Genomic DNA, 12,525 nt, shown 5'->3' with positions numbered 1-12,525 from the left:
TTCGTCGTACCTGGAGAAACCATGCCCGAGGCCTACATCGTCGAGGCACTTCGCACGCCGGTCGGTCGCCGCGGTGGCGGGCTCAGCGCCCTCCACCCGAACGATCTCGGCGCGCGCGTTCTGGCCGCGTTGATGGCCAAGACCGGCGTCGATCCGGCGGCGGTCGATGACGTGATCCTGGGGTGCGTCGACCAGATGGGAGCGCAGGCCGGGAACGTCGCCCGCAACGCGTGGCTGAGCGCCGGGCTGCCGGAGACGGTCCCGGCGACCACGATCGACCGTCAGTGCGGGTCTTCCCAGCAGGCGATCCACTTCGCGGCGCAGGCGGTGATGTCCGGGACCCAGGACCTCGTCGTCGCCGGTGGCGTCGAGGTGATGTCGCTGGTGCCGCTCGCGAGTCCGGCCGTTGTCGGCCGGCGCGAGGGGATGGGGTTCCCCTACGGCGGTGACGGTTGGGCGGACCGCTACGGGGACCAGGAGATCTCGCAGTTCCGCGGCGCCGAGCTCATCGCCGAGAAGTGGGGCATCGCGCGCGAGGACATGGAGCGGCTGGCCTTCGACAGCCACCAGCGCGCCACCGCGGCCACCACCGGTGGTCTGTTCGCCGACGAAGTCGTGAAGGTCGGTGATGTCGCCGCTGACGAAGGTCCGCGGCCCCACAGCTCGCTGGAGAAGATGGCGGGCCTGAAGCCACTCCGCGAGGGAGGCCGGATCACCGCCGCCGTGTCGAGCCAGATCTCCGATGGCGCGTCCGCGGTGCTGATCGCATCGGAGGAGGCGGTGCGGGTGCACGGACTCGCACCGCTGGCCAGGATTCACACCACGGCGGTCGTGGGGTCCGACCCGGTGTTCATGCTCACGGGCCCGATCCCCGCGACGGAAGCGGTCCTGGCCAAGGCCGGCCTCACGATCGACGAGATCGACTTGTTCGAGGTGAACGAGGCGTTCGCCTCGGTCGTCCTCGCCTGGCTGAAGGAATCCGGCGCCCCTTGGGCGAAGACGAACGTGCTCGGCGGGGCCATCTCGCTGGGCCACCCGCTCGGCGCGACCGGGGCCAGGCTCATGACCACCCTGGTCCACCACCTGGGCCGGACCGGCGGCCGGTACGGCCTCCAGACCATGTGCGAAGGCGGCGGCATGGCCAACGCGACAGTGATCGAGCGCATCTGACGACACGAGAGCGAGGTCCGAGATGACCGAGGAGCCGTTCGTCGATCGTCGACGGAGGCCGGAGGCGTCCACCAGTGGTAACAGCTCGGAAGGATCACCTGTCGCGGTCGAGATTCGGGATTCGATCGCCCATGTGGTCATGCGACGCGGAGACCGGGGCAACCCCATCGATCTCGTGATGGCGTGCGCACTTCTGGACGCCGCGCGGATCTGCCGCCGCGCGAACGCCCGGGTCGTGCTGCTGCGCGGCGAGGGGCACTCGTTCTGCGTCGGAGGCGACCTCCGCGACTTCTCGGCGGTGGACGCCGAGGACCGGCGGGATCACCTGATCTCCGTCACCGACGCCCTGCACGACGCGCTGCGCATCTTCGCGTCGATGGAGGCACCGCTCATCGCCGCCGTCCACGGCGCGGTGGCCGGCGCCGGGGTGGGGCTGGCGGCTGCCGCGGACCTGACGATCGCCGCCGCGGACGCGGTTTTCCTGCTCGCCTACACCGGGATCGGCTATTCGCCGGACGCCGGAGTGACCTGGTGGCTACCGCGGCTGGTCGGCCCGAAGCGCGCCGTGGAACTGCTGGTGACCAACCCGCGGATCTCCGCTGACGAGGCGGCTGCCATGGGGCTGATCACCCGCGTCACCGATGGCGACGCGCTGATCGACGAGGCGCAGCAGCTCGCCGATCAACTGGCGCACGGCGCGACCGGGGCGTTCGGTGCCACGAAACACCTCGTCGCCCAGGGGCTCTCCAGCGGACTGGACGCCCAACTGGACCGCGAGTCCCGGTCGCTGGCCGCAGCGGCGGCATCACCCGAGGGAATCGAGGGCTTGGCCGCGTTCCTCGCCAAGCGCCCACCGCGCTTTCCCCCTCCGCCCGAGGAGTGAGTCGCAGCCCGGATCCCTTTTCCTCCTTAGGGATACGGCCCGGACTGGAAGGAATCTGCCGCTCTCGCAACTGAACTGAAGCAAGCTCCACCGAGCGAAGGGACGCGCGTGAAGGCGAAACTGGACAGGGGGCCGTGGGCCAGCAGCGGAGTCGAGGCGATCCGACCGGACGTGCACCGGATACCGCTGCCGCTGCCCGATGACGGTCTCCGGGCCGTCAACGTCTACGTGCTCGAAGACGGCGACGACGTCATCCTGATCGATGGCGGCTGGGCCATTCCGGAGTCGCGCCAGGCCCTCGAGACCGGACTGGCCGCGCTCGGCCACGACCTCGGCGACGTCAGCCACATCCTGGTCACGCACGTCCACCGGGACCACTACACCCAGGCCGTCGAGCTGCGCAGGCTGGTCGGCTCCCGGGTGTACCTGGGGGCCGGCGAACGTCCGGGACTGGAAATGCTGGACGAGGTCCGCACCGACGTCCCGGTCACCTCTCTGGACACCCTGCGGCGTGCGGGTGCCGACGAGCTCGCCGAGCGCGTTCGGCGCGACATGGGCTGCGACGAGTTCGACGCGAGCATCTGGGAGGCGCCGGATCACTGGTTGGCGCCCGGCGTGATCCAGTTCGAGCGCCACGCGCTGCGCGTCGTCCCGACACCCGGTCACACCAGAGGGCATGTCGTGTACCTCGACGAGAGCCGTGGCCTGCTGTACTCCGGTGATCACGTGCTTCCGCACATCACCCCGTCGATCGGCTTCGAACTGACCACATCCGGTCGGCCGCTCGCGGAGTACCTGGACTCGCTGCACCTCGTCACCACGTTCGCCGACGCGGAGCTGCTGCCCGCGCACGGGCCCGCTGGGGGCAGTGCGCACGCGAGAGCCGCCGAGTTGCTCGCGCATCACGACACGCGGCTCGACGACACCATCGACGCGCTCGGCCGTCGCACGAGCGATGCGTTCGCGGTGGCGCGGGATCTGCTGTGGACCAGGCGCGAGGTCCCGTTCGCAGAGCTCAACGCTTTCAACCAGATGCTCGCGGTGAACGAAACAGCCGCACACCTCGACGTGCTCGTCGAACGCGGACGACTCGCGTTCGAGCTCGTGGCGGGGGTGAAGCGGTACGTGCGGGCGGACGGCGATGGCTCCCGTGACGCGCGGTGAATGAGTCCGCCTTCGGATCGTTCTCGAAGTCGGTTCACGCTCCTATCAGTGGACGAGGTGCAAGATGCAGCTGCTCGCGGGGAAATCCGTGCTGGTGACCGGAGCGGCCCGTGGACTCGGTGCCGCCATCGCAGATGCGTGCGTGCGGCACGGCGCGCGGGTCCTGCTCACCGACGTGCTGACCGAGGAATTGGAGCAGACCGCGGGCGCGCTGGGGGAGTCCGCGGCTCGTCACCCGCTCGACGTGACTGATCCCGCCGCCTGGGCGGAAGTGGCCGACGTCGTGCGCCGCGATCTCGGACGCCTCGACGTCCTCGTCAACAACGCCGGCCTCATCGTCGGGAAGACCCTCGCCGAGTCCAACCACGCCGATCTCGAACGCAGTTTCCGGGTCAACGTCACGGGCACGTTCCTCGGCTTGCAGACGTTCGCCGAGCTCCACCGGGACAGTGGTGCCCGGAGCGGGTCGGTGATCAACGTCGCTTCGGTGCGCGGCTTGATCGGTGGCGCCGCCGCCACGACGTACTCGGCGACGAAGTTCGGCGTCCGCGGGCTCACCAAGTCGGCTGCGGTGGAGCTCGGGCCGCTGGGAATCCGGGTCAACGCCCTCTGCCCCGGACCGATCGAGAGCGACATGAGCGTCGGCAACCCGCAGTTCGGGCAGGCGGATTGGGGCGCGTACGCGGCGAAGCTGCCGTTGGGGCGGCTCGGTCGTCCCTCGGACATCGGTGAGGCGGCGGCGTGGCTGGGTTCGGACCTGAGCGCGTTCGTCACCGGCGTGGACCTCCCCGTCGACGGGGGCCTGACGGCGACCTCGTACGGCATCGAGATGAAGGAGAGCGGCGCATGACCACCCAGCGGGTACTGGTCACCGGTGCGGGTAGCGGTATCGGACGCGCGACGGCGGAGTGCTTCGCCCGGGACGGCGCGTCCGTCGTGGTCTGCGACGTGCGGGGCGATGCCGCATCGGAGGTCGCCGAGTCGCTCGGCGAGGCATGCGTCGCCGTGGAGTGCGACGTGAGCGACGAGGACAGCGTCGCCCACGCGATGACGGTCGGCGAAAAGCGCTTCGGCGGGCTCGATTCCGTCGTCGCCGCGGCAGGCATCGTGATCGGCGGCCCCGCTCATGAGATGTCGTCGGAGTCCTGGCACGCCCTCGTCGGCGTCAACCTCACCGGAGTGTTCTTCACGGCCAAACATGGCGTGCGGCAACTGCTCGCGGCCGGTGGTGGTTCCCTGGTCACCGTCGGCTCGGTCGGATCGCTCGTCGCCGCGGGACGCAGCGCCGCCTACGACGCCACGAAGGGCGGCGTCGTGCAGCTGACGCGTGGGATCGCGGCGGAGTACGCCGATCGCGGCGTCCGGGCCAATTGCGTGTGCCCCGGCCACGTCTCGACGAACCTGGCGGCCAACAGCGAGGGCGTCTACGGCGCTTCCGTGGCGGCAGCAGGCCCCCAGCGGCGGACGACGCCGCCCGTGCACCGCGCAGGTTCACCGGAGGAAATCGCGCAGGTCATCGCGTTCCTGTGCTCCCCAGGCGCGTCGTTCATGACCGGCGCCGCCGTCCCCGTCGACGGCGGCTACACAGCCGTCTGATCAGGCTCACCACGGCACGCCCGAGGCTCTCGTCTCGTCACGAGCCCGCCAGGGCTTCGGTCGTGACGATGCTGACCACGCCGAGCCCCTCACCGGGCTGGGGAGCAGCTCGCTCTCGGCCTGATGTCCCGACGTCGGCGGGCAGGTGTTGTTGTCAGGCGCCGAGTTCCTCGCTGATCTCGTCCGCTATGCGGACGAGGACCGGGATGAGGTCGCGTTCGACGCGGTCGGGGCTCATGCGTCCCGTGGACGTGGACGACGACAGCGCGGCGATCACCTGACCCGTGTGGTTGCGGATCGGAGCGGAGGCGGCGATCAGGCCGATCTCGCGTTCCTCGGAGACCAGTGACCAGCCTTGTTCGCGCACCCGTGCCAGCGTGTTGCGGAACTGGTCCGGGTTGGTGATGGTGTGCCGGGTGAGCGGTCGAAGTCCATGATCGGCCAGGTACTGCTCGACGAACTCGGTCGGCTGCGCGGCCAGCAGCACGCGCCCCATCGACGTCGCGTGGGCCGATACGCGGGTGCCTGCTGTGGCGTTGATGTTGAGCACGCGCTTGGCGGGCACGCGGGCGAGGTACACGACGTCGCTGCCGTCCATCGCGGACAGTGAGGCGGATTCCTGGGTTTCCTCCACCAAGCGGCCCATGTACGGCTCGGAAACCGCTACGACCGCGCTCGATGCGGTGAAGTGCTGGCCGATGGTCAGCACTCGCGGTGTGAGCTCCCAATGACTCCCGCCGGTCGGCCGGACGTAGCCGAGGTGCTGCAGCGTCAACAGGATTCGACGTACGGCGGGCCGGGACAGCTGGGTCGCCTTCGCGATCTCGATCAGGCTCGGGTTCCGCCGCTCGGCGTCGAACGCCAGCAGAACCGCGAATCCGCGCTCGATGCTCTGGATGCGGTCCTGGGCTCCGTTCTGCACGTCGTTCACCTGCGCATCGTCCCACAGCACCGCTCCCGCACGTGGTTCGCCCGAGGGGAGGGGCCGCATCGCACTGTTGACGACCTGGTCACGCTGTGCCAGTCTCACTGCACGCTTTACGTACAAGTTGCACGCACAGCGTGCATAGTCGAGGAGAGGTCAATGGCGATCGATCCGAGCGAACTGCGCCGGTGCCTCGGGCACTTCACGACCGGGGTCACCGTCATCACCTGCAACGGCGAGGACGGAACACCACACGGGGCGACCGTGAACGCCTTCACCGCCGTGTCGTTGGATCCGCCGCTCGTGCTGGTGTCCCTGGATCGGCGTTCCCGCCTGTGCGGGCTGATCGATTCGCGGCCGTTCACCGTCAACGTGCTCGAGTCGAACCAGAAGGACCTCGCCCTGCACTTCGCGGGCAAGCCGTGTCAAGAGGTGCGGTGGGCGCCGGACAGCGCCTGCGGGACCCCGCGGCTCGACGGCACCCTCGCGCACGTCGCTTGCGTGCCCTGGCGGTCCTACGGCGGCGGCGACCACGTCCTGTACCTGGGCGAAGTGCAGGAGTTCCTCATCCACGACGGACGACCCCTGTTGTTCCACACCGGCAAGTTCCACCACCTCGGAGACGGCCACGCACCTCTGCTCTGGGACGACTCCGTCGACGGGCCGGGCGGAGTCACCTTCGTCGCCGGATCGATCACCGGCGCCGGCTGAGCCGATCCACCCATCCACCCGAAGCCCCTTTTCAGGTCCAGTTCACGACAGGCGAGGAGGCAGCAATGACGCTGCAGCAGGATGCCGCGAACATGTCGGCAGCGACCAACGGTCGCGTCAACAAGCCCATGACCGGCGACGAGTACATCGAGAGTCTCCGGGACGGTCGCGAGGTCCACCTCTACGGCGAGAAGGTCAAGGACGTCACCACGCACCCGGCTTTCCGGAACGCGGTGCGGATGACCGCTCGGCTCTACGACGGCTTGCACGACCCGGCCAAGCAGGACGTGCTGACCGTGCCCACCGACACCGGAAACGGCGGCTTCACCCACCCGTTCTTCCGCGCCCCGCACTCGGCCGAGGACATGAAGAAGGACCAGGCGGCCATCGCGGAGTGGGCCCGGATGACCTACGGCTTCATGGGTCGTTCGCCCGACTACAAGGCCAGCTTCCTCGGCACGCTCGGCGCCAACCCGGACTTCTGGGACCCCTACGCGGACAACGCCCGGCGCTGGTACACCGAGTCCCAGGAGAAGGTCCTCTACTGGAACCACGCCATCGTGAACCCGCCGGTCGATCGCCACCGCGGCCCGGACGAGGTGGCGGACGTGTTCATGCACGTCGAGGAGGAGAACGACAACGGCCTCGTGGTCTCCGGGGCGAAGGTCGTGGCCACCGGCTCGGCGATCACCCACTTCAACTTCCTGGCCCACTACGGCCTGCCGATCAAGAAGCGCGAGTACTCGCTGGTCTGCACCGTGCCGATGGGCGCCCCGGGCATGAAGCTGATCTGCCGGCCGTCCTACTCGGCGCAGGCCGGTATCACGGGCAGCCCGTTCGACTACCCGCTCTCCAGCCGCCTGGACGAGAACGACACCATCTTCGTCCTCGACAAGACGCTGATCCCCTGGGAGAACGTCTTCGTCTACGGCGACCCGGAGAAGGCGTCGAGCTTCGTTCCCGCATCGGGGTTCCTGCACCGCTTCACCTTCCAGGGCGTGACGCGCCTCGCGGTGAAGCTGGACTTCCTGGCCGGCCTGCTGATGAAGGGCCTCGAAGCCACCGGTACCAAGGACTTCCGCGGCGTGCAGACGCGCGTCGGCGAGGTCCTCGCGTGGCGCAACCTGTTCTGGGGCCTCTCGGACGCCATGGCGGCCAACCCCGAGGACTGGCTCGGCGGAACCGTCCTGCCCAAGCACGAGTACGGCATGGCCTACCGCTGGTTCATGACCGTCGGATACCCGCGGGTGCGCGAAATCATCATGCAGGACCTCGGTTCCTCGCTGATCTACCTGCCCAGCCACGCCACCGACTTCATGGACCCGAGCGTGCGGCCGTACCTGGACAAGTACGTGCGCGGCTCGAACGACTACTCGGCCGTGGACCGCGTCAAGCTGATGAAGCTGATCTGGGACTCCATCGGTTCCGAGTTCGGTTCCCGCCACGAGCTCTACGAGCGCAACTACGCGGGCAACCACGAGGGCGTGCGAGCCGAGATGGTCGCCGACGCCGAGATGTCGGGCACCAGCGACTACCTCAAGGACTTCGCGCAGCAGTGCATGTCCGAGTACGACCTCGACGGCTGGCAGGTGCCCGACCTGATCAACCCCGACGACGTGTCCGTCATCGGCAAGCGCTGACGCGCCGGCCGTCTGCGAGGAGCGCATCATGACAGCTACGCACGACTCACCGACCGCCGCCGGCTCAGGCGACTCGGCCACCAAGGCGTTCCGCGCCAGTCGGTCCACCGCGTCGACGACCGTTCCCGCCGTCTCCCAGGAGAGGGTCTCGGAGGTCGTGACCGAACTGCTGGCCGGGATCCACGCCACGATCCGGTTGAAGAAGGTCACCTACGACGAGTTCCAGGCCGCCAAGCAGTACCTGATCGACGTGGGGGAGGGCGGCGAATGGCCGCTGATCCTCGACGTTTTCGTCGAGCACGTCGTCGAGGACGTCGCCGCTGAGGAGCAGGAGGGCACCAAGGGGTCGATCCTCGGCCCGTACTACCTGCCCGGTCAGGTTCGGCTCGACACCCCGGCGACGTTGCCCCGCCGGCCCGACGAGAAGGGCACCGAGCTGCTGTTCGCCGGGCAGGTCCGGGGCACCGACGGCAACCCGGTGCCCGGCGCGGAGCTCGACATCTGGCACGCGGACGACGAGGGCTACTACTCCGGATTCGCCCCCCACCTGCCCGACGGGAACCTGCGCGGTGTCGTCATCGCCGACCACCAGGGCAAGTTCGACGTCCACACGATCGAACCCTCCGCGTACCAGATCCCGACCGACGGGCCGACCGGTGCGTTGATCGAGGCCGCGGGCTGGCACCCGTGGCGTCCGGCGCACCTGCACCTGATGGTTCGCGCGCCGGGGTACCGGACGATCACCACGCAGCTCTACTTCCGCGGTGGGGAGTGGCTCGACAGCGATGTCGCGTCCGCGACCAAGCCGGAGTTGATCCTCGACCCCGTGGACTGCGGGGACGGGAGACACGCGGTGACCTACGACTTCACGCTCGAGCCCGCTTGAGACCGGCGCCGAGCCGGGGTGCGATGTCACCCGGCTCGGCGTTCCCCCTCGTTGGAAGGAGAGGCCCCGATGACCGACCTGCGGATCGACAGCGTTGAGACGGTGATCGTCGACGTCCCCATGCGCCGGGCGCACCGCTTCGCCAGGGCGGGCATGAGCACCCAGCCCGTGCTCTACGTCTTCGTCCGGACCGCCGGTGGTGTCACGGGAGTCGGTGAAGGGGTCGTCCCCGGGGGCCCGTGGTGGGGCGGCGAGTCCGTGGAGACCATGCAGGTCATCGTCGAGAAGTACCTCGCGCCGGTGCTGCTCGGCCGTCGCGTCGGCGACGTGCCCGCGATCCTGCGCGACTGCGCGGACGTCGTCGCGGCGAACCTGTTCGCCAAGAACGCCGTCGAGGTCGCCCTGCACGACGCCTGGGCGCGGCACCTCGGCGTTCCGGTGCACACCCTGCTCGGCGGGGCCGTCCGCGACAGCGTCGCGGTGACCTGGGCGCTGGGCACCGAGACGGCGGACGTCGTCGCCGATGAAGCGCTGGAGAAGCTGGACTCCGGGCTGCACACGTCGTTCAAGCTGAAGATGGGCGCGCTGGATCCGGCGGACGACGTCGCCCGGGTCGTCGCCGTCGCGGAGAAGCTCGCCAGCGTCGCGGGCGTGCGGGTCGACATCAACGCCCGCTGGGACCGGCTGACGTCGCTGACCCACCTCCCCGCGCTGGTCGAGGCCGGCGTGGAGATGGTCGAGCAGCCGGTCCCGGGGCACGACGTCGACGCGATGGCCGCGATCGCCGCCGCGCTGCCGATCCCGGTGATGGCCGACGAGAGCCTGCGCACCCCCGCCGACGCGCTGCGGCTGGCCCATTCCCGGGCGGCCGGGATCTTCGCCGTCAAGACCACCAAATCCGGCGGATTGCGCGCCAGCTTGGCCATCGGTGAGATCGCCGCCGCGGCCGGGATCCCCTGCTACGCGGCCACATCGATCGAGAGCCCGATCGGCACGGCGGCCTCGCTGCACGCTGCGTGCGCCAATCCGGCGAGCGCGTGGGGGAGCGAACTGTTCGGTCCGCTGCTGCTGGCCGAGGAGATGCTCGTGGACCCGCTCGTCTACGACGCCGACGGGCTGCACCTGCCCGCCGGCCCAGGGCTGGGCGTCGAGCTGGACCCGGCCAAGGTCCGAGCCTTCCGAAGGAGCTGATTCTCGATGCTTTTCCACGTCCACATGGAGGTCGCGATCCCGCACGACCTCGATCCGGATCGCCGTGCGGCGCTCGTCGCCGAGGAGAAGGCGCGCGCCCTGGAACTGCAGCGTTCCGGGGTCTGGCCGCACCTCTGGCGGGTCGTCGGGGAGTACGCGAACATCAGCGTCTTCGACGTCGACTCGGGCGACACCCTGCACGCTCTGCTGTCGTCGTTGCCGCTGTTCCCGTACATGAAGATCAACGTCACGCCGCTGGCGATCCACCCGTCGGATCTGAAGGCCCAGTCATGAACGCGGCGCAGCGATCCCTGCCGAAGCGGGCGGCGCTCTGGCACGGCCTCGGCGAAGTACCGACCGACCTCGGCCCGACCGTGCTGACGATAGGGGTGTTCGACGGTCTGCACCGCGGTCACCGCAGCCTGATCGGTCGTGCCCGCCGCACCGCGGACGAGCGAGGTCTGCCGCTGGTCATGGTGACCTTCGACCCGCATCCGGCCAGGGTGCTGGGCCTGCCCAAGGACACCGCGACGCTGTCCACGATCGCCCATCGCGCCGAGCTCGCCGCGGCTGCGGGGGTGGACGCGGTGTGCGTGCTGCACTTCACCCGCGAGCTGGCCCGGCTGAGCCCGGAGGCCTTCGCCGCGCACTGCCTCGCCGGTCGGCTCAGGGCGAAAGCCGTCGTCGTCGGCGCCAACTTCACCTTCGGGGCCAAGGCGGCGGGCGACGTCGGCACCTTGCGCGCGCTCGGGGCGGACCTCGGGTTCTCCGTCGAGGGCGTGCCGCTGCTGCCGGCGAAGAACAGCGCGTGCTCGTCTACCTACACCCGGAACCGCCTGCGCTCGGGCGACCTGCCGGGGGTGACCCACGCGCTGGGCCGCCCGCACCGGGTCGACGGGTTCCGGATGGGTGATCGGATCATCCTCGACGCGAACACCGCCCTGCCTCCGCCCGGGCGCTACCGCGCGAGGCTGAACGACCGACCCGCGGTCGTCGACGTCCTCGACGACGATTCGCTGCGCGTGGCAGACGGCACGCCCGGAGACGGCGTTGCCGCGGTCACCTTCTTCGAACGAGCGGAGAGCGGGTCGTGAACGCCGACGTGCTGCGCAGGATCGACCGGCTGGAGGCGCTGGAAGCCATCCGCGATCTGGACGCGCGCTATTGCCGCGCGCTCGACGACGGCGACTGGGACGCGCTGGTATCGCTGTTCACCGAGGACGGCGAGTTCGTCGGCCTGTCCCGCGCGACCGGCCGCGCCGAACTGCGGTCGTTCTTCGCGGGCCTCGCCGACGCCGGGCTCACCGCGTTCTGGCACCACGTGACCAACCTCGAGATCACCCTCGACGGCGAGGACACCGCGCGGGCCCGGTCGTTCCTGTGGCAGCCCTGCGTGCAGGACGGAGTCCCGCACATCGCCGCCGGTCGATACACCGACTCGCTGCGCCGAGTCGACGGCAACTGGCGCTACGTCACCAAGCAGGTGTCCTTCGACTACTTCGTCCCGCTCACCGAGGGCTGGGACCACGGCCGGTTCACCGTCGCGTCCGCCGCCGCGACCTACCCAGGGAGGCCCTTCGAGTGACCACCGAAACCGCGCTGCACCACCGGGTCGACGGACCGGACTCCGCGCCCGTCCTGGTCCTCGGACCATCGCTGGGCACCGACCTGCACCTGTTCGACGCACAGGTGGACGCGCTCGCCGGCCGCTACCGGGTCCTGCGCTTCGACCTGCCGGGACATGGTGAAACCCCGGCACCCGACGGTCCTCTCACGATGGCGAGCATGGCCGAGGACGTCATCGCACTGCTCGACCGGCTGGGCATCGACCGCTTCCACTACGCCGGGGTGTCCATCGGGGGTGCCATCGGCCAGCAACTCGCCCTGGACCACCTGGACAGGGTGCTGAGCCTGGCGGTGCTGGCGTCGGCCGCCCGGTTCGCCGATCCCGAGAGCTGGCCGAAGCGCGCCGCCACCGTCCGGGAGAACGGCACCGAGGCGATGGTCGCCAGCCGCCCCGGAACCTGGTTCGTCCAGTCCTTCGCGGAGACCGACGAGGCACGGCGGCTGCTGGACATGCTCCGCGCCACCACGGCCGAGGGGTACGCCGGTTGCTGCGAGGCGATCTCGACGTTCGACGTCCGCGAGCGGCTGGCAGAGGTGACGGTGCCCGTGCTCGCCATCGCAGGCGCTGAGGACCCCGCGACCCCGCCCGAGATGGTCCGGCTCATCGCCGACACCGCCGCGAACGGCCGGTTCGAGGTCGTCGACGACTCCGCGCACCTGCTCAACGCCGAGAAGCCCGAGCGGGTCAACGAGTTGCTCGCCGCGCACCTCGCCGCCACCGAGTAGGAGCAGA

General features: G+C 69.7%; 14 protein-coding genes. 13 read left to right on the top strand and 1 reads right to left on the bottom strand.

Features of this window, described 5'->3' with window-relative positions:
* The first annotated feature begins 21 nt into the window (after positions 1-21).
* From AB0J91_RS09400 to AB0J91_RS09380, 5 genes are all read left to right on the top strand, one after another.
* The gene (locus AB0J91_RS09400; protein ID WP_363865843.1) at positions 22-1,170 is read left to right on the top strand and encodes an acetyl-CoA C-acetyltransferase; all 1,149 of its coding nucleotides are present in this window, start codon (positions 22-24) and stop codon (positions 1,168-1,170) included.
* 112 nt (positions 1,171-1,282) lie between these two features.
* On the top strand, positions 1,283-2,053 hold the full coding sequence (locus AB0J91_RS09395) for an enoyl-CoA hydratase-related protein (RefSeq protein ID WP_363866123.1): 771 nt from the start codon (positions 1,283-1,285) through the stop codon (positions 2,051-2,053).
* Positions 2,054-2,161: 108 nt separating this feature from the next.
* On the top strand, positions 2,162-3,217 hold the full coding sequence (locus tag AB0J91_RS09390) for an MBL fold metallo-hydrolase (RefSeq protein WP_363865840.1): 1,056 nt from the start codon (positions 2,162-2,164) through the stop codon (positions 3,215-3,217).
* A 64-nt stretch (positions 3,218-3,281) separates the two neighbouring features.
* Positions 3,282-4,067: an SDR family NAD(P)-dependent oxidoreductase gene (locus tag AB0J91_RS09385; protein WP_363865837.1), complete on the top strand. Its 786-nt coding sequence runs from the start codon at positions 3,282-3,284 to the stop codon at positions 4,065-4,067.
* Positions 4,064-4,813: an SDR family oxidoreductase gene (locus tag AB0J91_RS09380; RefSeq protein ID WP_363865834.1), complete on the top strand. Its 750-nt coding sequence runs from the start codon at positions 4,064-4,066 to the stop codon at positions 4,811-4,813. The genes AB0J91_RS09385 and AB0J91_RS09380 overlap by 4 nt, the downstream gene beginning before the upstream one ends.
* 154 nt (positions 4,814-4,967) lie before the next feature.
* Here the strand turns inward: AB0J91_RS09380 and AB0J91_RS09375 are convergent, their stop codons facing one another.
* Positions 4,968-5,744 (bottom strand): IclR family transcriptional regulator C-terminal domain-containing protein, encoded by a 777-nt coding sequence (locus AB0J91_RS09375; protein ID WP_363865831.1) that lies wholly within the window; start codon positions 5,742-5,744, stop codon positions 4,968-4,970.
* A 153-nt stretch (positions 5,745-5,897) separates the two neighbouring features.
* Between AB0J91_RS09375 and AB0J91_RS09370 the strand changes: the two genes are divergently transcribed.
* From AB0J91_RS09370 to pcaD, 8 genes are all read left to right on the top strand, one after another.
* Complete coding sequence (locus tag AB0J91_RS09370; RefSeq protein ID WP_363865828.1) at positions 5,898-6,449, top strand: flavin reductase family protein; 552 nt, start codon at positions 5,898-5,900, stop codon at positions 6,447-6,449.
* Between the two features lie 65 nt (positions 6,450-6,514).
* Positions 6,515-8,089: a 4-hydroxyphenylacetate 3-hydroxylase N-terminal domain-containing protein gene (locus AB0J91_RS09365; RefSeq protein ID WP_363865825.1), complete on the top strand. Its 1,575-nt coding sequence runs from the start codon at positions 6,515-6,517 to the stop codon at positions 8,087-8,089.
* Between the two features lie 28 nt (positions 8,090-8,117).
* Positions 8,118-8,975: a catechol 1,2-dioxygenase gene (gene catA / locus AB0J91_RS09360; protein WP_363865822.1), complete on the top strand. Its 858-nt coding sequence runs from the start codon at positions 8,118-8,120 to the stop codon at positions 8,973-8,975.
* Between the two features lie 69 nt (positions 8,976-9,044).
* The gene (locus AB0J91_RS09355; protein ID WP_363791489.1) at positions 9,045-10,166 is read left to right on the top strand and encodes a muconate/chloromuconate family cycloisomerase; all 1,122 of its coding nucleotides are present in this window, start codon (positions 9,045-9,047) and stop codon (positions 10,164-10,166) included.
* Positions 10,167-10,172: 6 nt separating this feature from the next.
* On the top strand, positions 10,173-10,460 hold the full coding sequence (catC, locus tag AB0J91_RS09350; RefSeq protein WP_363865819.1) for a muconolactone Delta-isomerase: 288 nt from the start codon (positions 10,173-10,175) through the stop codon (positions 10,458-10,460).
* Positions 10,457-11,260, top strand: a complete 804-nt coding sequence (locus AB0J91_RS09345) for an adenylyltransferase/cytidyltransferase family protein (protein WP_363865816.1) — start codon at positions 10,457-10,459, stop codon at positions 11,258-11,260. The genes catC and AB0J91_RS09345 overlap by 4 nt, the downstream gene beginning before the upstream one ends.
* On the top strand, positions 11,257-11,751 hold the full coding sequence (locus AB0J91_RS09340; RefSeq protein WP_363865813.1) for a nuclear transport factor 2 family protein: 495 nt from the start codon (positions 11,257-11,259) through the stop codon (positions 11,749-11,751). Before AB0J91_RS09345 ends, AB0J91_RS09340 begins: the two co-directional genes overlap by 4 nt.
* Complete coding sequence (gene pcaD / locus AB0J91_RS09335; RefSeq protein WP_363865810.1) at positions 11,748-12,518, top strand: 3-oxoadipate enol-lactonase; 771 nt, start codon at positions 11,748-11,750, stop codon at positions 12,516-12,518. Before AB0J91_RS09340 ends, pcaD begins: the two co-directional genes overlap by 4 nt.
* Positions 12,519-12,525 lie beyond the last annotated feature (7 nt).

The sequence above is a fragment of the Saccharopolyspora sp. NPDC049357 genome (genome assembly GCF_040677225.1).
In the GTDB taxonomy this organism is placed as follows: Bacteria; Actinomycetota; Actinomycetes; order Mycobacteriales; family Pseudonocardiaceae; genus Saccharopolyspora.
This window is presented reverse-complemented; position numbering and strand designations above follow the sequence as displayed.